This window comes from Actinomadura sp. RB99 (assembly GCF_014706005.1).
Lineage (GTDB): Bacteria > Actinomycetota > Actinomycetes > Streptosporangiales > Streptosporangiaceae > Spirillospora.
Genome location: NZ_JABMCA010000034.1, coordinates 61,967 through 81,558, shown reverse-complemented (window position 1 = coordinate 81,558; position 19,592 = coordinate 61,967). Strand labels below are relative to the sequence as shown.

Genomic DNA, 19,592 nt, shown 5'->3' with positions numbered 1-19,592 from the left:
GAGGGAGGTCTCCATGGCCGTGCCGAACATAGATCCGCTCTGGCAGGCGTTCCACTTCATCGTCACCACGGAGTTGTCCGAAGACAAGGTCGCGAAGCTGGTCCTGCGGGGCGAGAGCACGCGCGCCTCGAAACTCACGTCGCGATGGACGGGTCTGAAGGACAAGCTCAAGGCCGTCGTCTCCGGCTGTGTCGAGCAGCTGAAACTCCAGGTCACGGCCGTGTGCGACGAGGCGCTCGCCGAGACGGAGGGCATCGAGATCGGCCTCGGAACGGACGACTACCGAGAGCTGCTGAACAGCGCCCCGGCCCGAGAGGGCTTCGCCGGAACCGGACCCGGGCAGACGTACGCTTATCTGCTCGACCAATTCATATCGCAGTCGGGGACCTGGCAGGAGTTCGGCCAGGCCTACCAGAAGACGGCAGCCCAATGCGTCCTGTTGCTCCAGAACTGCGAGGAGGTGGATGCCTATATCGGCCAGCTGCGCGGGCAGCAGGAAAAGGAGTACCTGAAGTGCGCTGATCTGATCATTCTGGTCCAGAAGCGGATCGCCGAGCTGCCATCGGAACCCGAAGTCGGAGGCATACTGCAGCCGCTCGTCCACGGTTGCGGAAAGCTGCTCGGCGACACCCGGAGCGTGATCGATCTGTGCACAGGCGACATGCTCGAAGTGCGCTGCAGACGGCTGCCGTTCGGCTTCACCGACTTCGCTGCGGACAAGGACCTCATCACCTCGGAGATGTGGCCGCTCATCGCGTTCTGCCAGGAGGGCTACATCACGGTCAAAGAACTCTGGGACAGCCTGCAGCCGCCGGTGTTCGCGGAGTTGCGCTCCAAGGTGACGGTCAAATACCTCGCCATGCTGCTGAATGACCTCGGTTGGCCCGGCTTTCGCGCACTGCTCGCTCTCAACGCCGCCGACCAGGTCAAACTGGTGGCCCGGTGGCCCGATCTGCGAACCCACTTTCTCAGCAAGTGCCCGTCCGGAAGCCCGGCCGAGGAGGTGCTCCAATGGGACCGTCTCGCCGTCATGGGTGAGGTGGTCGACGGCTGGGCAGCGATCGCCAAGGGGACCAGCCTGGAGATCAAACTTCCGCACCAGTGCACCGCGTACGGCTGGGTGACGATCAACGGCACGAGGATGCCTCGTGCGTTCTCGACGCCGTCGTTCGCGACCGACCTGGCGTGCATGAAGCACTGCAAGCAGGAACTGGGCGCCAAACCGACTCCGCAGAAGATGGAGGCGTATTTCGCCGAGCTCTTCGGGGCGTGCGCACAGGCCGTCGTGGCCTGGAACAACAATGACAGGCCGGACATGTACCCGGTGATCGTCCAAGGTGCCGTCGCCCGGTGGAGAATCGTGGTGGGATCCAACGGCAGCAGGACCGTCCACCACATCGACAGCGGTTACGACAAATCGCCGTGGATCGGGCACTGAACGCCGAAGCAACGCCGGAGCGGCGGCGGCCGACCGCCGCCGCGCCGGCCCACGGCGCCGTGCAACTAACGGCCCTGTCCTTCGGGTGAAGAAGATGATGCTCGGAGCCGGGGTGTCAGGGGGTGGTGATTCGGGGGCGGAGGTGCTGGGTGAGGAAGAGGGCGGCGCGATCCAGGGCCTCGTCGGCCTCGTCCAGGGCACCGGTGTACGCCTGGAACACGTGGGGCACGTCGGCGGTGACGTCGAGGATGACGTCGACCCCGGCGGCCCTGGCGCGGGCGGCGAGGCGGGTGGAGTCGTCCAGCAGCACTTCGTTGGTGCCGACCTGCAGGAGCATCGGGGGGAAGCCGGTCAGGTCGGCGAGGGTGGCGGGGCTGAGGAGCGGGTGGTTCGGGTCGCGTCCCGCCAGGTACATGGAGCCGGTGTGCTCCAGTGACTCGCGGGTGAAGAACGGGTCGGCGGACTCCTTGGCGGCCACGCTCTCGCCGGTCCGGGTCATGTCGAGACCGGGGGAGAACGCGACGATCGCGGCGGGCACGGGCAGGCCCGCGTCGCGGGCGGCGAGGCAGGCGGTGACGGTGAGGCCGCCGCCCGCGGAGTCCCCGGCGAACGCGATGGCGGCGGGGTCGGCGCCGCCGTCGAGCAGGGCGCGGTAGGCGGTCACCGCGTCGTCGATCGCCGCGGGGAACGGGTGCTCGGGGGCGAGCCGGTAGTCCAGGGAGAAGGCCCGGAACCCGGTGCGGACGACGAGGTTCGCGGTCAGCGGCATCGCGGTTTCGGGCGAGCCGAACACGAACCCGCCGCCGTGGAAGTACAGGATCGTGGCCCCCGGCTCCGCGCCCCCGGCGGGCTCGACGAGCACTGCGGGACGGTCTCCGAGCGGCGCCGGCCGGGTGCGGATCCCGTCCGGGACGATCAGCTGCGCCATCATCGCGCGGAATCCGGCGCGGATCGCCTCCACTGTCCGCGGGCCCTCCGGGCGGGGCCGCCGCAGCACCGCGTCGAGTTCCGCCCGCTGTTGCCTGCTCATGTCGCCTCCCATGACGAGTAGATGCCGCTACAGTATATGCCGTGGCATCTAAGTCAAAGGGCGCCGCCGACCTGCCGGGGTTCTTCTCCGACCTCGTCCGGTGCGAGACGCGCCTCTACAACGCCCTGAACGACCGGCTCCGCGACCGGCACGGCATCGTCACCTCGCAGTACGAGGCCCTGCGCTTCCTGCGCGACCGCCCGGCGGCCCGGGTGGCGGACGTCGCGGCGGAGTTCGCCATCGGCATCGGGGCGAGCAGCAAGATCATCGACCGCCTGGAGAGGCGGGGATGGGTCGCCCGGCGGCCGAACCCCGCGGACCGCCGGTCGTCGCTGGTGGAGCTGACCGGCGACGGCGCGCGGCTCGCCGACGCGGCGGAGGCGACCTTCACCGAAGGGCTGGCCGAACTGCTCGCGGGGGCGCTCGATGGTGAGGCGGGGGCGACGGTCGCGCGGGTCATGGCCGACCTGCGCGCCGCGCTCGAACGCGACCAGGTGGGCCTTCCCACGGGTTGAGCGGCGTCCGGCTCAGGTGGGGAGAAGGTCGGCGAAGCGGGCGGCGTTGCGTTGGGAATGGTCGGCGCAGCAGTTGTTGAAGACGACGTAGGTCGTTTCGACGTCGTCGGCCAGGTCGCGAATCCGGGGGACCCATGAGCGCATCTCGGCTTCGCTGTAGAGCTAGCCGAAACGTTCGCGCACGTCGGAGGAGTCCCAGCGTTCGCTGTGGCCGTGGAAACGGACGACGGCCGCGTCTCCGGTCGCCGCGAGGATCGGCGGCATCGAGGACCGGTGGCCCTGCGGCATGTCCACGCCCACATAGGGGATGCGGTGCTCGGACATGAAGGCGAGCGTCGCGTCGCGGTGCTCGTCGTCCATCCAGGCGGCGTTGCGGAACTCGACGCAGATCGGCATGGGCGCGCAGCGGTCCCGGGCGCGGAGGATGTGCTTGCGGTTGCGTTCGCCCGGCGGGAACCAGACCGGGAACTGGAAGAGGAGCAGGCCGAGTTTGCCCGTCTCGTGGAGCGGTTCGAGGGCGCTGAGGAAACGGTCCCAGACCTCGTTCTCCACCTCTTCCGGAACGTCCTTCAGATAGACGTTGCGTTTGTTCGGGACTTTGTCGCGGAGGTTCTTGTAGAGGGAGCCGGGACGGGTCGGATGACCGGTGAGAAGCGAGAACGCCTTGACGTTGAAGACGAAACCGGGCGGCGTGCGCTCGGCCCAGAGGCGGACGGTCCGCTCCGCCGGGGGCGCGTAGTAGGTGGCGTCCACTTCGACCAGCGGGAATTGGGAGGCGTAGTAGCGCAGCCGGTCCTCGGCGGTCTTGGCCTCCGGCGGGTACCAGCCGGAGGAGAGCAGCGTCTTGTCCGTCCACGAGGCGGTGCCGACCAGGATTCTCCCCATGCCGGGAGGCTACGGGTGATCGAGTTGGTTCGTCCGGGCTTCTGGGGGGATGACCGGCGGCGTCGGAGGGGACGCTCGGCCACGCAGGCCGGCATCCTGGGGTCTGGTGTGGATTTCGCGATCCGCACCGGACCCCGGAGGCCCTCCCTCATTCCGAGATCATCTGACTGTGCCCGGTATGTTCAGCGCGTCCGTGCCACAGGGCGTCTATGCCTTGCCCTTCCGGCAGACCCACTTGCCGTTGCTCCAGCCGCAGGTCTTCTCTTAGCCCGAGCGGAAGGAGCCCAGCCAGCTGATGGTCTGGCTCGCCGACGGACGGCGCTGCGCCGTGTAGCTCGGCGCCTGATCGACCGGTCCCCCCGTGGTGTCGACCGAGTCCGTTGAACTTGTCCGGCCCCTCGCCGCCGCTGCAGTGGGCCACGCCCGGCAGCATGAACAGCCGGGCGAACCCCTGGGTGCGGGCCGCCCCGCCCATGCGCTCGGTGACCGCCTGGTAGTACGCGATGGTGCCGACCCGGCGGCACCGCCGGGTCGGCCTCACCATGCCAGATGATCAGCTTGCCGCCGTGCTGCCGGAACGCGCTCAGGTCCGGGTCGGTCGAGTCGTAGATTCCCGAAACGCGGCCCATGATCTCCCGGAAGTTCGCCTCGGTGAACTGGACGTCCTTCAGCGTCATCGACGGCCTTGCATCGGGATAGGCGAGCCAGCGCAACGTGTTGACGGCGAAGCCCTCCTGGTTCGACGGCACGCCCTGAGCGAAGGGAACGAGCCGGCCCGCCCAGTTGCCCTCCGAACCGCGGGGCTGGGCACCCGGGTACATCAGCCGGTTCTTGCCGTCCCGCGCCCCACCGTAGATCTTGCGTACCGACTCGAGCTGAGCGGGGTTGAGGCAGAAGCCGGACGAGCCGCTGCCGCCCGCCGGGCAGGCGATGCTCTTCGGATCGAACGAGCAGTCCAGCGAGTCGCTGATCAGCCCGTCTCGGGTGCCGTCCTGGGCGTCACAAGCGCTGACCACGGCCGCATGCAGCGACTTGAGGTCGTTCTGGGTGAGGGTCGAGTCGCCGTTGGCGTCCAGCATGGCCTTGGCGTTCCGGCCCTGGTCCCAGACGGCGAGCGCGGTCATGTTCGACGCGGGGGCGCCGGCGACGATGCCGTCGAAGTCCTCGGGGTAGCGCTGTGCCTCGGTCATGGCCTGGTCACCGCCCTCCGAACAGCCCGTGAAGTACGAGTGCGACGCGGGCCGGCCGTAGAACCGTCTGACGATCTCCTTGGCCACGATGGACGTCAGGTGCTGGGATCGGTAGCCGAAGTCGACCCGCAGTTGCGGGTCGGCACCGAAGAGCCCGTCGGTCATGCTGGTTCCATAGTGGCCCTCGTTGTCCCAGGCCACCGCGAACGTTCCGTTGGTGAGCGGGGTGCAGCCGTAAGTCGCCTGGGCATCCAAGCGGGAGTTGCCGCAGAAGCCGCCGCAGCCGGTCTGCAGGTAGCGCCCTGCCCACGTCTGGGTGGGCAGCAGCAGATCGAACTGGATCTGCGGCGCGATGACCCCCTTGACCTCGCAGGCCTCCCACTTGCCGAGGGGGTTGTCGGCGGCGGCGACGATGGTCGCCGAGGCGATGTTCGCCGGTGCGCCCTGAACACCGGTCAGATCCAGCCGCGCGGCTTGCGCGCATGACATCGCCGGGAGCGTGGCAGCCGCCTTGGAGGGGACGTTCAGGGGGCGCGGCGAAGCCTGCGCCGTGGAGGCGGCGACAACGACCACCGCGAGCATGAGCACGTTGACGGCGGCGGCGAGGGTTCGCCGCCTGCGGGTCCGCTCACCGAACCGGTTGTCGCACGGCCCCCGGCGGTGGAACCCGATCAGCAGGGCGTTCCGCCGGGGAAGACCGCGTAACCGGCCAGGGAAGCGCGACTTCAGGGGACCAGCGGCCCGGCCAGCACACGCGCCCCGGCCTCACGGTCCCCGTCCCAGGTCACCGATCCGGTATCCCGAGGCTTGCGCCCCCACAGCATCAGCAGCAGGTCCTCGGCGGTTCCCGAGACCTCCGCGACCGGCTCGCCCTTCCCGTAGGTCCAGCAGCGGCCGGAGTCGGTGGCGGTGATCCGTACGGCCTGCTCGGGATGGGTGGCGGCCCCCCTGGAGATCATGCGGGGCGCCATCGTGTCGAAGACCTCGGCGACCCCGTCGGCGGCGAGCAGCGCGTCCATCGGCTTCGTCGAACCGAGCGCGTGCTCGGCGTCCCACCGGTGCATCAGCGTCTCCTGGCTGCGGCGCCGGCGCCAGAACCCCACCGTGTGCGGCGGAAAGAACGTCCACGCCTCGGTCGATGGATCGACCGACAGCGCCTGCACGAGAGCGTCCGCCGTCGCGGCGTACCAAGCCTTGAGACCAGCCCGGTCACGGGGCGCGGCGCCTTCGTCATAGCCGTCGCCGTGCCCGTCCCGCACGGCCGCGACGACCCAGAGGTTCCCTGCTCCCATGTGCACGGCCAGATCCGCCAACCTCCAACCGCCGCAGTGCTCGACCGGAGCCGACAGATCACCATCCAGCGCCGCACCGAAGGCATCCAGCTCACGCCGGAGTTCAACCAGGTAATCCACGGCGCCAAGATACTGCCCGCCGGCCATGCGAGATCCGCCGCACGGCACGGGGAGCCGCAGTGCATGGGTGTGCGCATCGCCGCGCTGCCGGAGCGCACGCGGACCAGCCGGGTCAGCATCAGGGCGATCAACACCCCTCGATCCGTTCGGGACCCGTGACGGCGCCGGCTCGTACGACCACCGGCCTTCGCCGATTCCGGCTCACTCCGGCGGCGGAGCGGCGGCCAGGTCGAGGGGCGGTTGTGGGACCGGCCATGCGACTTCGCGGCGGAGCCTGAGAACCGCGTGCCAGGCCAGGTGCGGATGGTTCGCGAGAAGCCCTCTGATCTCGGCGAGCCGATCGAGCGGATGCTGGTCCCGCGGGTGCTCGGCGAGGTCGCGCAGCCACTCCGCCGTCTCCTTCGGGTGCTCGACGAACAGCCGGACGAGGATCGCGGTGATCGCCAGGTACGTCCTCGTCTGCACGGCGAAGGTCCGCGCGGCGAAGCTCAGCTCGCCCGCCGGCATCGCGGCGATGCCCGTCTCGATGCCGTCCGCGGTGATGGGGAGGTCGGCACAGGCGGCCAGCCATTCCAGCAGGGCGACCGTTCCCTCGGCGTCAGCGGCCGCCCCGCGCAGCTGCGCCTCCATGACCGCCGCGACGTCCTCGGCGATCATCCGGCGGGCCAGGTGCTCCAGTTCCTGCCGGGACTCGCCCGTACGCCCGTCCGGTGACGGCTCCTCGCGCCACTCGGCCGACACGGCGGCGAGCCCGCGCACCGACCGGACGAGGTCGCGGGCCAGCCCCGCGGTCATGACATGGCAGAGCCACACGTACGGCACCGGGAGCGGGACGCCGCGCCGGCTCAGCAGGTCCAGAGCCTCCCGTCCCCGCAGCGGCGGGATCTCCACGACCGTGTCGAAGGCGCTGTCGAAGGTGTCGCGGACCGACAGGCTGCGCCGTCCGAACGCGGCCAAGGCGTCCTCCGAGACGGTCACCAGGAAGTAGCAGCCGGGCACCCCGAAGATCACCTTGAGGTCGTTGAGGAACTGCTCCGCCTCGCCCGCCGTGGCGATCTTGTCGAGCTCGTCCACCCCGATGACGACCTTGTTGCGGCCGGCGCGGCGCTCGGTGCCGACCATCGTGAGCAGCTCCTGGAACCCGGCGACCAGGCCGGGCAGGCTCTGGGCCTGCTCGGTCTGCTGCACCGCGAGCTGCCCGCCGATCTTCCCGCCTCCCGGGATCGCCGCCTCGCCGACCGCCGTCCGCGTCACGGCCTGCTGGTAGCGCAGCCGCCGCAGGTGGGCGTGCGCGACGACCTGCGCCCGCGTCATGCTCCGCAACCGCGGCCGGCGGTTCACGAGCAGCGCGACCGCCAGGCCCGCCAGGATCAGCAGGCCGCCGCCTGCGAGCACATAGGCCCGCGCACCGTCCGGCAGACGGTCCGCCAGCGCGCGGATCCGTCCTCGGTAGAGCGTCCCGACGATCAGCACGAGTCCCGCGCCGGCGCAGACCCAGGGGAGCACACGCATCGCGAGCATCCGGAGCCGCCGGACAGGTGCGGGCCGAGGACCCTGGCTCCCGACGACCCGCTCGCATACGCGGATGAACAGGTGCGTCAGGAACTCGCGGGAGTCGTAGGCGGTCGGAGCGTGGACGAGGAGCCGCAGGTCGTTGTCCGGATGCCGCTCCGGGTCGCACAGGTGCCGCAGGACCGTGCTCTTGCCCGCGCCGCGAGCGCCGCTCAGGCCGATGCTGGCGCTGCTCAGCTCCTCGATGAGCAGGGAGACGCGGCGGCTGGCGTCGGTTTCGACGAAATGGTCGTCGCGGTCGTCGGTTCCGCTGAGCGGTTCGAGTTCCAGGCCGTGCAGCTCGGTCGTGTACGCCGGCGGCTCCTCGCCGAGCCGGTCGGTCAGCATCGGCAGCAGGCCGTCCCGGGCCATGGCCCGGATCCAGTCCCTGTAGGTGCGGTCCAGCACGAGCCTCAGGTGCGGCAGCTCGTCCAACTGGAGCCATTCGGCCGGATCGCGCGACCGCAGCGCCCGGCGCTGCGCCGCGTTCCTGCGGAACGACAGCCATAGGAACACGGAGAGAAGCAGCGCCACGGACGCGGCGAAGGTCGCGTCGGGTGCCCAAGGCCACCACTGCTGGGCCACGAACAACCCGGCCAACGCGGTGCCCGCCGCCCCCGCGGTGATGATGTAGGCGGTGACGAACCGGCTGAGGAACGGCAGGGCCGCCGCCTTCTCGAAGGCATCGAGCGCCTCGTCGAACCGCTGCCCGCGATCGCGGGCGGGTGCCTCCACGGCGAGCGGGTCGTGGTCGAGCAGCGACGCGGCCAGTGTCCGCAGCCTCGCCCGGGAGGCGACCGGGTCGCGCTGGTCGACACGGCGCAGCATCTCCGGCAGGACGAGCACCTCACGCAGGACGGCCTCGCGCGCGAACACGTCGAGGCGCTCGCGCCGGGACACCGGACGGTCACCGTCCCGGGGCGGTGGTGGAACCGGCGGCGTCCCGGTCTCGTCGGCCCGGTGGCCGGGACGTTCCCCTACGCGCGGGGCCTCTTGCGCCGGCCCGGCCGAAGGCTGTTGCGTTAAGTCGGGAACCGGGCGGTCAGGCGTTCCCGTAGCCGGTCCCGACTGTCCCGGCGGCGCACCCGGATGCTCCCTGGCCGCGGGGGCGGGGCCTTCCGGCCGTGTCGCGGTGGCCCCGGCTCGGGCGGACCCGTCCGAGGGGGCCGTGGTTTCGTCCGGCGGGCCCTCGAACCCCGTATCCCTGCGCTGCTCGGGCGCGGTCGCGGCGAAAAGGTCCTGAACCTGTCGCCGCCGGAACCGGTAGGCGCCGCCGACCGCATGCATCACATCCAGACGCCGAGCCCTTTCCAGAACCGCCAGTGGCCACCACGGCAGGTCCGCTCCGCCGGCGAGGATCACGACGCTCACCCCGTAGATCCCGACGGACGATGCCAGCATCACGAAGAAGGCCGTCACGACCCCCAGGAACACACCCCCTCGGACGCCGGCGTCCGGCCCCCACAATCCGGTCCCGAGTCCGACGGCGACGCCGATGACGACTGCGGCGGCGCCTCGAACCCGAACCTCGCGGCGCAGCTGCGCGAGCGGCTCGGTGGTCTCCGGCGCGGCACCTCTGACGTCGGCGAACTCGTCCCAGAAGCCCGCGGCGACCAGCAGGGCCAGCCACTCCAGCGACGCCACGCCCGAGACGAGATCGCCGGTCGCGGCCTTCGTGCCGAAGCAGGCCGCCAGCGAAACGCCGTAGAAGAACAGATGGAGGACGCCTACCGACACGACCAGTGCCCAACGCGGCACGAGCTGGTAGAGGCGCCACCAGACGAACCCGCCCTGCCATTCCCGGGCGACCGTGCTCAGCCACGACCGCCCCCGCCCCGAGCGCGGGTACAGCCGGTCGATCCAGTCGGAGAGCAACCGCTCGATGATCTCCTGCTCGGTCAGGGAGCCGAGGTCGGGCAGCGGACGCCGAGCGTCCAGGTACGCCCGGCGGACGAGGTCGACGTTCCCCGGCCGGCTCAGCGCCCGCTCGAGCGCGCCGCCGGGCTCGCCGAGAAGCCGCTCGCGCCACCGGTCCCAGCCGGGGTAGTGCTCCTGCGGGAGGACACCCTCCAGATAGCGGACGAGCCGCGCAGAGCCGACCGGCTCCAGCCGGAGGACGGTGGCGTGCTGGAGGACCTCGCCCTGCCTGCTGCGGGCGGCCCGGTCCAGAGCGTCCTCCCGCGCGGTGATGACCAGCGGGTCGTCCCCGTGCAGCCCCGCGTTCATCCGGCGCAGGGCCTGGCCGGCCTTCTGCGCGGGCAACTCGTCGAACCCGTCCAGGATCGGGATGACCTTCCGCCTGCCGACGAGCTCGCGGGCGGCTTCGGGGGAGAGGGCGTACGTGCGGGAGATCTGCTCGGCCAGCCAGTCCTCGAACGGCCGTCGAGCGGGGTCCCAGGCCGCCATGGAGACCAGCACCGGGACCGGCCCGGACCGCTCGCGGCGCTCCAGGAGATCGAGCAGCAACAGGGCCGCGGCCGTCGTCTTGCCGGATCCCGCCGGCCCGGTGATGACGAGACGCGGCGGCACCCGGCGTTGGAAGATCTGACCGATATCCGAGAGGTCGCCGAGTGCCGCGGGGTCGGCCTCCCGCAGGGTCTCCTCATGAGAACCGCGCACCAGCAGCGGGACGGCCAGCGGCTCCCTGACGTCTCGCCTGGACCTCGCCAGCTCCGCCGTCCACTGCTCGCGGACCAGGCTCGCCAGCATGTCGAGCACCTCGGCCGGATCCCTTTGCCCTCGTCGCGGGAGTCTCAGCGACGCCAAGGTCACGGCGAGCGACACCACGCCCGCCGCCGCGCCCATGGCGCTGGACACCTTGTCCGCGTCGCCGAGGGAGAAACCGCTCGTCAGCAGGTACGCGGTGCTGGCAACGATCAGGGCCCCGCCCGTCACCGCGAGGAGCCACAACGACCGATTCATTCCCACATGCTGACAGGAATCCGCCGCGCCCAGGGCAATCTTCCGCAACTGGCCAGCCGCCGCCCGTCAGAGACGTGACGTTGCTATCAGCGCACCATTGCTGTTCGACTCAAAGGAGACAGAGCCTGCCATTGTTTCCGGCGATGCAGACGACTCACTGGGGTGCGGTCCGGACTGCCGCAATGGGTGATCTGGAGCGCCAATTTCACCCAGCACCTCGTCAATGCCGAGATCTTGCTGTCCACCGTCGACGCACGATTCAGCTAAACGGCCTCTCTGCAGCGCCCTCTGGATCGATCACGGTCAACGCCCTTCGCGACGAGGCTATGCATGCTTATGCATACATTCGTTTTCGTGGATTCCACGGCTATTTTCTACCAGTTCGAATAGTGATGGCTGCGGTGAAGCCGAAGGCTGCCGCTCTGGAGCGGCTGTTTTGGCATCTGTTGTGGCAACCGGCACCTATGTCGGTGGCTAGACTTTTGCGCCGTCTCGTACATGGCGGCCGGAGGTGCTGTGGTCGACGTTCCTGACGCATTACTGGAGGAGTTGGCCGGGCCAGTGGCGGCCGCGATTCCGCTGGTCATCGCCCGCATTCCGAAGGTGCCGGCTGCTGAACTGGGTCGCCTGCGGGCAACCGCGGACGGCATGTGGCCGATCCGTGGATCCAGCATCGGGCATCTGCGCGCCCGCCGGTCCCAACTCGCCGGCGGCGAGCACCGGTGGATCTGGCTCGCCCTACACCGCCCGACCAATCCCGAGCCGCTCGCCGCGGCCACTGAGACCCTCGAGGCAGCCCGCTACGCCGTTGGCCCGCACGCAGCGAAACTGATCGCCGAAGCCCAGAGCAGAATCACCGCACCAGAGCCGCCATAACGGCCCCGGTCAGCACCAAACCGACGCCAGCCACGGACGATAAGAGCCGACGAAACGACAGGCACCGCCGCATGAGCAGAGGCGGCTGACTGCGGCCGCGATCCGGCTCTGCTCATGCTGGATCTGCGCCGGGCTAATCGGCTGCGGCGTCCAGGTCGCCGACGAGCGTGTCCGGCGCACGCATGCGCCAGGCGTCGGTGATGAGCTCTTCCAGACGGTCGGGGTCCACTTCCTCCAGCCGCAGCATGACCAGGGGCATCCCGTCGTAGGCGGGTGTGGTGAAGAAGCGTTCCGGCTCACCGAGCAGCAGCGCCTGCTTCTCTGCCTCGTCGCCGACGTACAGGACGGCGATGTCGGTCCGGATGACGCGCGGCTTACCCGGTCTGCGCTCGGGATAGGACCAGACGAACCCTTTGCCGCCGACCCGGAAATCGAAGCCGTCGCTGTCGATCTCGACCACGTGAGGTAGCGCGAGTGCCAGCCGGCGAACGTCTTCGGCGTCAGCCATCCTGGTCGCTCCCAGACACCGGTTTCTGCACACGTGCAGGCTATCGGCCCACAAAGCCCGAGGCGGCCCGAGGCGCCCCGAACTGCCGCAGCCGGGTGCTCCAAGGTGCTCGTAGGTGCGATCCGGCTCTCGTCTCGCACGGCCCGGGGGCCGGCGTCCTGCACTGGCTCCACATCCTCCGCCCGCCCGGACACCCCGAGTACGGCCGCCTCGTCCTGACCGCGATCGGGCACCTGGATCTGCGCGACGCGATCGGGGTTCGGGTACTTCACCGACGTCCTCAAGGGCGGTGTGACCTGGGCGGGACGGGAATGTGTATCCCGCCGGCCCGAGTTGCACCCGGCCGGCACCCCTTACGAGACCGACCGGACCTGGAAACCACGGAGAAGAGCCTTGGACACGAGCCAGACCACGATGCCCGCCGTCGCGTACCGCAAGAGTCTGCCGCTGGATGACGACGAGAGTCTGCTGGACGTCGAGCTACCCGTCCCGCAGCCCGGGCCGCACGACCTGCTGGTGCGGGTCGAGGCCGTCGCCGTCAACCCGGTCGATCACAAGGTGCGCCGCAACACCGACCCGGGCGGGGAGCCGAAGGTGCTCGGCTGGGACGCGGCGGGCACCGTCGTCGCGGTCGGCGACCGGGTCGAGCTCTTCGAGGTCGGCGACGAGGTGTACTACGCCGGGGCGATCGACCGCCCGGGCGCGAACGCCCGCTACCACGCCGTCGACGAGCGGATCGCCGCCCGCAAGCCGGCCTCGCTGTCCTTCGGCGAGGCGGCCGCGCTGCCGCTGACCTCGCTGACCGCATGGGAGGGCCTGTTCGAGCAGATGGGACTGCGCCACCGTCCGTTCGAGCGGACCGGAACCATCCTGGTCACCGCCGCCGCGGGCGGCGTCGGCGCCATGGTGACCCAGCTCGTCCGCACCCTGACCGGCCTGACGGTGATCGGCACCGCGTCCCGGCCGGAGACCGTCGAGTTCGCCCGGCGGATGGGCGCCGACCACGTCGTCGACCACCACAGGCCGCTGGAGCAGCAGCTCGCCGGCCCCGCCCCGCAGGGTCTGGACTACGTCTTCAGCACCGCCGGCACCGACCGCAACCTGCCCGCCTACGCCGACCTGGTGAACCCGTTCGGGCACATCGTCGCCATCGACGACCACGACACGCTGCCGATCGGCGTCCTGAAGGCCAAGAGCATCTCCTTCCACTGGGAGTTCATGTTCACCCGCTCCCTCTTCGAGACGCCCGACCGGATCGCCCAGCACCGCATCCTCACCCAGATCGCCCGGCTCGTGGACCAAGGCGTTCTGGTCACCACCGCCACCCGCGACCTTGGCCCCCTCAACGCCGCCAACCTCCGCGAGGCGCACCGCATTCTGGAGTCGGGCAAGGCCATCGGCAAGATCACCCTCACCGGTTGCTGAGGGGACCCGCCGCAAGCCATGCCGTGCGCGGATCGCCTGCTCGCCGGGCTCGGCCCGGTTCCAGGCCGCCCTTGAGCGCCCCGACACGCGGGCCTTGTGTCACTCGGCCTGCGCATTCTGTTGGGACTTCTTAGCCTGCGCCTCAGCCGGAAGAGGCCCAGTGTTTGAGCGCGTCCCGGGTCTTGAATTTCGCGACGTTCTTGTCCAGAGGTTTCGAGGTGTACTGGTGGAAGAGCCAGTCGTGGACGAGCGGGTCGCCGGCCTTGCGGTAGTCGGCGATCCAGAGCCCGTCGGCGTTGTAGTGGCCGGTGCTCTTGCGGGTCCACAGGTCGCGGTTGGCGTACAGGACGAGGCGGTGGCCGGGCCGCCGCTTCTTCACCTCGTGCAGGAAGTGATCCTTCTGCCCGCTGGTGGCGAGCCGCCCTTTCGGGTCGGTCTCCCAGTCCAGGGCCAGGATGTCGCCGTCCTCGGCGCCGCAGTGCTCGAGGAAGTACCGGGCCTGGGCGGCGATGCGCGCCGGGCGCAGTCCCCGGCGGCCGTGCAGGAAGTGGTAGAAGCCGACCACGCAGCCGGCGTGGCGGGCCCGCGCGGCCTGGTCGGCCCGGCGCGGGTTGATGTAGGAACGGCCCTCGGTCGCCTTGACGAAGACGAAGTCCAGGCCCCGCGCGGCATATCAAGATCGATATACCTTCCCGGACAAATGCTATTAGTGCGTTATGCCCGGTCCACCTAGGGTTTCGGCCACAGCGCCGAGGGCTGTCAACCGGAAGGACGCGCGTGGGCACCGACACCAGACCACGGAACCGGGCGGTCGCGGCGAGCTTCGCCGGCACCGCCATCGAGTGGTACGACTTCTTCATCTACAGCACCGCGGCCGCGCTGGTGTTCAACAAGCAGTTCTTCCCGGACTTCGCCCCCGCGGTCGGCACGCTGCTGGCGTTCTCGACGTTCGTGGTCGGCTTCGTGGCGCGGCCGATCGGCGGCGTGCTGTTCGGGCACCTCGGCGACCGCAGGGGGGCGCAAGTCCGTGCTCGTCGTCACGCTGACGATGATGGGCGCCTGCACGTTCGTGATCGGGCTCCTGCCGACCTACGCCCAGGTCGGCATCTGGGCGCCGATCCTGCTGGTGGCGGTCCGGTTCGCGCAGGGCATCGCGCTCGGCGGCGAGTACGGTGGGGCCGTGCTGATGGCCGTCGAGCATTCCGACCCCGCCCGCCGCGGGTTCTTCGGGAGCTGGGTCCAGGTCGGCGTCCCGGTGGGGCTCGCCCTGTCGAACCTGGTGTTCCTGCTGACCCAACTGCTGCCCGCGGACGCCATGGAGCAGTGGGGCTGGCGGCTGCCGTTCCTGCTCAGCGCGCTGCTGGTCGCGGTCGGCTTCCTCATCCGGCTCCGGGTCGAGGAGAGCCCGGAGTTCCGCGAGGTGAAGCACGAACGCGGCACGACTCGGCGGCCGGCGGTCGAGGCCGCCAAGCGGTCGTGGGCACCGATCCTGCTGTGCGCCGCCGCCGGGTTCGCGCCCGGCACGATGTTCTACGCCACCATGGTCTTCGGGCTCAGCTACGGCACCGACCACGTCGGGGTGAGCCGCGGGACCATGCTGAGCCTCACGCTGGTCTCGATGGCCGTCGTGCTGCCCTGCCTGCTCTACTTCGGGGCGCTGTCGGACCGGATCGGCCGCAAGCCGGTCTTCGCCGGCGGGGTGGTCGGCATGGCGCTGACCGCGTTCCCGTGGCTGCTGCTGGTCGACACCGGCTCGCCCGGCCCCATGCTGGCCGGCTACCTGCTGGTCTCGATCCCGTTCAGCGCCGCGTACGGGACGCTGGCGACGCTGCTGGCCGAGCTCTTCCCGGCGGACGTGCGGTACTCGGCGGTCAACATCTCCTACGCGATCTCCAACGTCTTCGGAGCCGGGATGGCGCCGATCATCGCCGGCTCCCTGCTGATCCGCACCGACTCCGGACTGTCGATCGCCGGGTACATCGTGCTGGTGTGCGTGGTCTCCTTCGCCTGCCTGGCGGCGCTGCGGGAGACCGCCGGGGCGCGCCGAGGCCGGACCCCGGTCCCCGCGACGGCGGACGCCGCGGTCGGCGACGGTGCGGTGCGGTGAGCGCGGCGGCGCCCCCGCCGAGCCTGGACCTCGGCGGGATCACGATCACCTGGTTGGCGGACATCCCGAGCATGCGGTTCGCGCCCGACGACCTGCTGGTCCCCGGCACCGGCGACCAGGGCCCAGGCCAGAGCCTCGATCTGACGTTCGGCGGCTACCTGATCACCACCGACGCCGAGACCGTGCTGGTCGACGCGGGCGTGGGCGACGGGAAGGCCCGGTCTCGCCCCGGCTGGAACCGGCGGTCGGACGGTGCGCTGCCCGCCGCGCTGGCGCGAACCGACCGCGCCGTGACCGACGTCGGCACCGTCCATCTCACCCACCTGCACGCCGACCACGTCGGCTGGAACACCGTCTGGGACGGCGGGTCATGGATCCCGGCCTTCCCCGAGGCGAGGTACCTGGCCTTGGAGGACGAGCTGGACTGGGCGCGCGAAGGCCATGGCCGCGACCCCGGCTTCCTGTACGGCTCGTACGCCGACAGCGTCCTGCCCCTGATCGAGCGCGGGCGCCTGGACGCGGTCGCGGACGGCTTCCGGATCGGGGACCGGATCGAGGTCCGTGCCGTGCCGGGCCACACCCCCGGCTCCTCGGCCGTGATCGTACGGGGGAGCCGGGAGACCGCCGTGCTGTCCGGAGACCTGATCCACCATCCGCACCAGTTCGCACATCCCCTGACCTGCTCGCGGTTCTGCGTGGACCGCGCGGCATCGGCCACGGCAAGGCACGGGCTCTTGGACTGGACCGCGCGGCACGGGGCGATCCTCATGCCGGCGCACTTCGGCTGGGGACGGGTCGAAGCGGCCGACGGCCGGTTCCGGTTCCGGCCGATCCCACGGCGAGAGCAGGGATGAGGTCCAGGCATCCCTGGCAGCCGATCCCTCCTTCACCGCCGGGATCGCCGACACCGATGCCCGCGCAGCGCAGGCCGATCGCGGAGTGGCGATGCGGGGGCGGTGGAGGTGGGAGAACGCCAGGTGAGGAGAGTTTTACCTGCGGGTTTCCTGCGACCCTTGCTCCGCGTTCGAAGTGTATGCAAAAGTGTGGGCACCTTCGGGTAGGGAGGTCGCCGCGGTGGCCGCCGGTCCCTCGGGCGCCGACGCGCTCCCGGGCGCCGACCGGCCGCCCGCCGACCGGGCGTGTCCTTTGGGGCTCCATATGTGCATACAAAACTGAATGTACTTCTGTATGCATATGTGGCGGCTCGTCGAGAAGTGAGAGGAACTGCTGTGGGTTCGCTGGAAGGGCAGGTCGTGGTCCTCACCGGGGCCGGTTCCGGGATCGGCCGGGCCGTCGTCACCCGGTACGCCGCCGAAGGGGCGCGCGTCGTCGCCGTGGACGTGTCGGAGAAGGTCACCGAGCTCAAGGCCGAGCTGGGAGACCGCGTGGTTCCGCTCGTCGCCGACGTCCGGTCCTGGGCCGGCAACGTCCAGGCGGTCCGGACCGCGCTGGACACCTGGGGCCGGCTCGACGTCTTCGTCGGCAACGCCGGGATCACCGACGCCGCGCGCCCGCTGGAGGACATCCCGGGCGACCGGCTCCAGGCCGGCTTCGAGGAACTGTTCGGCGTGAACGTCCTGGCGCCCATCCTGGGCGTCCGGGCGGCGCTGGACGCGCTGGTGGAGTCGCGTGGCTCGGTCATCCTCACCGGATCGTTCGCCGGATCCAACGCCGCCGGCGGCGGCGTCCTCTACACGGCGTCCAAGCACGCCGTCGAGGGCCTCGTCCGGCAACTGGCGTACGAGCTCGCTCCGGACGTGCGGGTGAACGGCGTCGCGCCCGGCGTCGCGCCCACCCGCCTGCGGGGGGCGGCCTCACTCGGGCAGGCGGCGACGGACTCCGTCCTCGACGGCACCAAGGAGGCGCTTCCGCTGCAGGAGATCCCCGGCATCGACGCCTACAGCGGCATCTTCACCCTGCTGGCGTCCCGCTCCGAGTCGGCCGTGATGACCGGCACGATGGTGACCGCGGACAGCGGCCTCGGCATCCGGGGCATCGCGCGCCCCGGAGGACGCGTACGGGCCGCCGGATGACCGGGCGGCTGGACGGCCGGGTGGCGGTCGTCACCGGCGCCGGCCGCGGCATCGGCGCCGCGATCGCCGGCGCGCTCGTCGCCGAGGGCGCCGCGGTCGTCCTCGGCGGCCGGGACCGCGACCGCCTCGCGGCGCAGGCCGCGAGCCTGAGCGCGAAGGGCACCGCCACCGCCTGCGCGGGCGACCTGACGACCCCGTCCGGCCGCGACGCGCTCATCGACGCGGCGGGCCGCGTCGACATCCTCGTGAACAACGCGGGCGGCTTCGTCGACGCCACGACCACCGCGGACACCTCGCGCGAGCACTGGGACCGGCAGATCGAGCTGAACCTCACCGTGCCGTTCCTGATGTGCCAGGCGGTACTGGACGGGATGGTGCGGCGGGGCTGGGGGCGCATCCTCAACATCGGCTCCGTCGTCGCCGCCGCCCCGCAGGCGGGCAACGCGATCGGCTACGTGGCGGCCAAGGCGGGCCTGGCCGGCTTCACCCGCCAGCTCGCCGTGGAGACGGCGGGGACCGGGGTGACCGCGAACGTGCTGAACCCCGGGACGGTCCGCACCGAGCACCTGCTCGACTACGCCGCCGCCTCCGGGCTCACCGAACAGGACCTGGCCGCGCGGATCCCCGTCGGCCGGCTCGGCGCGCCCGAGGAGATCGCCGCACTCGTCCCGGCCCTGGTGGGGGAGGGCAGCGGGTTCCTGACCGGAGCCGTCATCGATGTCAACGGAGGAGCTGTACATGCCTAGTCGTCACGTACCCGGCTGCCAGAGCGGCGGGCCGGCGCTCGCGGGCAAGGTCGCCCTCGTCACCGGCGGTGCCGCCGGAATCGGGCGCGCGGTGGTGGAAGCCTACGTCGAGGCGGGAGCGAAGGTCGCGATCCTGGACCGCGACGCCGAAGGCGCCACGGCGACCGCCGAGGAGTTCGGAGACGCCGTGCACGCCACGGTCGGGCTGGCGGAGAGCCTGGCCGACAACCAGCGGGCCGTCCGGGACGCGGTGGACGCCTTCGGCCGCCTCGACGTGTTCGTCGGCAACGCCGGCGTCGGGGCGGGCAACCTCCCGCTGGCCGGCATCCCGCTGGACCGGCTGGAGGCGGCGATCGACGAGATCTACGCCATCAACGTCAAGGGGTATCTGCTCGGCGCGCGCGCGGCGCTGCCCGCGCTGCTGGAGACCGGCGGGAACATGATCTTCTCCTGCTCCATCGCCAGCTACCGCGCGGTCGACGACGGTGTCCTGTACGTCTCGACCAAGCACGCGGACCTCGGCATCGTCCGCCAGCTCGCCTGGGAGTTCGCGCCGCGGATCAGGGTGAACGGCGTGGCCGTCGGGGTGGCCAGGACCCGCATGCAGGGACTGGCCGCCCTGGGCCAGGACCCCATCGACGCCGTCCTGCCCGGCGCGGAGCAGGTCATCCCGCAGGGGTTCATCCCCGAACCGGCCGATCACGCGGGGGCCTTCGTCTACCTCGCCTCCGACGCGGCCCCGCTGACGACCGGCGAGTGCGTGTGGACCGACAGCGGGTTCGGTGTCCGCGGCATCGGCCGCCCCGCCGGCGGCACCGACCTGGATTCGGCTGCACTGAGGTCCTGACCAGCGAAAACGTAAGGCGGCTGCGACGGGGGCCACGGCCGCACATGCATTACCCGGCACGCATTCATCCGGCACGCATCCATCCGGCCGATGGCCGGAACCACTCA

General features: G+C 70.7%; 17 protein-coding genes and 1 pseudogene. 10 read left to right on the top strand and 8 right to left on the bottom strand.

Annotated features, from left to right (window positions below):
- Positions 1-13 precede the first annotated feature (13 nt).
- A complete protein-coding gene (locus amrb99_RS27500) occupies positions 14-1,438 on the top strand; it encodes a hypothetical protein (RefSeq protein ID WP_190861284.1) in 1,425 nt (474 codons plus the stop codon).
- 115 nt (positions 1,439-1,553) lie between these two features.
- Here amrb99_RS27500 and amrb99_RS27495 read toward each other — a convergent pair whose 3' ends face one another.
- On the bottom strand, positions 1,554-2,468 hold the full coding sequence (locus amrb99_RS27495; RefSeq protein WP_190861281.1) for an alpha/beta hydrolase: 915 nt from the start codon (positions 2,466-2,468) through the stop codon (positions 1,554-1,556).
- A gap of 41 nt (positions 2,469-2,509) precedes the next feature.
- On the opposite strand from amrb99_RS27495, the gene amrb99_RS27490 reads away from it, so the two are divergent.
- Entirely contained in the window at positions 2,510-2,983 is a 474-nt protein-coding gene (locus tag amrb99_RS27490; protein ID WP_190861279.1) for a MarR family transcriptional regulator, read from the top strand.
- Positions 2,984-2,995: 12 nt separating this feature from the next.
- On the opposite strand, the pseudogene amrb99_RS27485 reads toward amrb99_RS27490, so the two are convergent.
- The 3 genes and pseudogenes from amrb99_RS27485 to amrb99_RS27475 all read right to left on the bottom strand — a co-directional run bounded on the left by amrb99_RS27485 (position 2,996) and on the right by amrb99_RS27475 (position 6,470).
- Positions 2,996-3,868: pseudogene (locus amrb99_RS27485) on the bottom strand (DUF72 domain-containing protein).
- 182 nt (positions 3,869-4,050) lie between these two features.
- Positions 4,051-5,640: a tannase/feruloyl esterase family alpha/beta hydrolase gene (locus tag amrb99_RS27480; protein ID WP_206700131.1), complete on the bottom strand. Its 1,590-nt coding sequence runs from the start codon at positions 5,638-5,640 to the stop codon at positions 4,051-4,053.
- A gap of 143 nt (positions 5,641-5,783) precedes the next feature.
- Positions 5,784-6,470 carry a maleylpyruvate isomerase family mycothiol-dependent enzyme gene (locus tag amrb99_RS27475; RefSeq protein ID WP_190861338.1) on the bottom strand — a complete coding sequence of 229 codons (687 nt, stop codon included), beginning with the start codon at positions 6,468-6,470 and terminating at the stop codon, positions 5,784-5,786.
- On the opposite strand from amrb99_RS27475, the gene amrb99_RS53330 reads away from it, so the two are divergent.
- Complete coding sequence (locus amrb99_RS53330) at positions 6,351-6,629, top strand: hypothetical protein (protein WP_190861342.1); 279 nt, start codon at positions 6,351-6,353, stop codon at positions 6,627-6,629. The two genes, amrb99_RS27475 and amrb99_RS53330, sit on opposite strands and share 120 nt — an antisense overlap.
- 42 nt (positions 6,630-6,671) lie before the next feature.
- Here amrb99_RS53330 and amrb99_RS27465 read toward each other — a convergent pair whose 3' ends face one another.
- Positions 6,672-10,943, bottom strand: a complete 4,272-nt coding sequence (locus amrb99_RS27465) for an NACHT domain-containing protein (RefSeq protein WP_190861277.1) — start codon at positions 10,941-10,943, stop codon at positions 6,672-6,674.
- 516 nt (positions 10,944-11,459) lie between these two features.
- Here amrb99_RS27465 and amrb99_RS27460 point away from each other — a divergent pair.
- Positions 11,460-11,819, top strand: coding sequence for a hypothetical protein (locus amrb99_RS27460; RefSeq protein ID WP_190861275.1), 360 nt, complete (start codon positions 11,460-11,462; stop codon positions 11,817-11,819).
- Between the two features lie 133 nt (positions 11,820-11,952).
- On the opposite strand, the gene amrb99_RS27455 is transcribed toward amrb99_RS27460, so the two are convergent.
- On the bottom strand, positions 11,953-12,327 hold the full coding sequence (locus amrb99_RS27455) for an MmcQ/YjbR family DNA-binding protein (RefSeq protein ID WP_190861273.1): 375 nt from the start codon (positions 12,325-12,327) through the stop codon (positions 11,953-11,955).
- 393 nt (positions 12,328-12,720) lie between these two features.
- Here amrb99_RS27455 and amrb99_RS27450 point away from each other — a divergent pair, with 393 nt between their 5' ends.
- Positions 12,721-13,752, top strand: a complete 1,032-nt coding sequence (locus amrb99_RS27450) for a zinc-binding alcohol dehydrogenase family protein (RefSeq protein ID WP_206700130.1) — start codon at positions 12,721-12,723, stop codon at positions 13,750-13,752.
- Positions 13,753-13,894: 142 nt separating this feature from the next.
- Here the strand turns inward: amrb99_RS27450 and amrb99_RS27445 are convergent, their stop codons facing one another.
- Complete coding sequence (locus amrb99_RS27445; RefSeq protein ID WP_190861334.1) at positions 13,895-14,410, bottom strand: GH25 family lysozyme; 516 nt, start codon at positions 14,408-14,410, stop codon at positions 13,895-13,897.
- Between the two features lie 101 nt (positions 14,411-14,511).
- The gene (locus amrb99_RS50210; protein ID WP_206700129.1) at positions 14,512-14,793 is read right to left on the bottom strand and encodes a hypothetical protein; all 282 of its coding nucleotides are present in this window, start codon (positions 14,791-14,793) and stop codon (positions 14,512-14,514) included.
- Between amrb99_RS50210 and amrb99_RS27440 the strand changes: the two genes are divergently transcribed.
- The 5 genes from amrb99_RS27440 (at position 14,780) to amrb99_RS27420 (ending at position 19,485) form a co-directional block, all read left to right on the top strand.
- Positions 14,780-15,859, top strand: a complete 1,080-nt coding sequence (locus amrb99_RS27440; RefSeq protein WP_347256884.1) for an MFS transporter — start codon at positions 14,780-14,782, stop codon at positions 15,857-15,859. The two genes, amrb99_RS50210 and amrb99_RS27440, sit on opposite strands and share 14 nt — an antisense overlap.
- Positions 15,856-16,713, top strand: a complete 858-nt coding sequence (locus tag amrb99_RS27435; RefSeq protein ID WP_190861271.1) for an MBL fold metallo-hydrolase — start codon at positions 15,856-15,858, stop codon at positions 16,711-16,713. Before amrb99_RS27440 ends, amrb99_RS27435 begins: the two co-directional genes overlap by 4 nt.
- Before the next feature lie 375 nt (positions 16,714-17,088).
- On the top strand, positions 17,089-17,892 hold the full coding sequence (locus tag amrb99_RS27430) for an SDR family NAD(P)-dependent oxidoreductase (RefSeq protein WP_190861269.1): 804 nt from the start codon (positions 17,089-17,091) through the stop codon (positions 17,890-17,892).
- Positions 17,889-18,638: an SDR family NAD(P)-dependent oxidoreductase gene (locus amrb99_RS27425; RefSeq protein WP_190861266.1), complete on the top strand. Its 750-nt coding sequence runs from the start codon at positions 17,889-17,891 to the stop codon at positions 18,636-18,638. Before amrb99_RS27430 ends, amrb99_RS27425 begins: the two co-directional genes overlap by 4 nt.
- Positions 18,631-19,485, top strand: coding sequence for an SDR family oxidoreductase (locus amrb99_RS27420; RefSeq protein WP_190861264.1), 855 nt, complete (start codon positions 18,631-18,633; stop codon positions 19,483-19,485). The genes amrb99_RS27425 and amrb99_RS27420 overlap by 8 nt, the downstream gene beginning before the upstream one ends.
- Positions 19,486-19,592 lie beyond the last annotated feature (107 nt).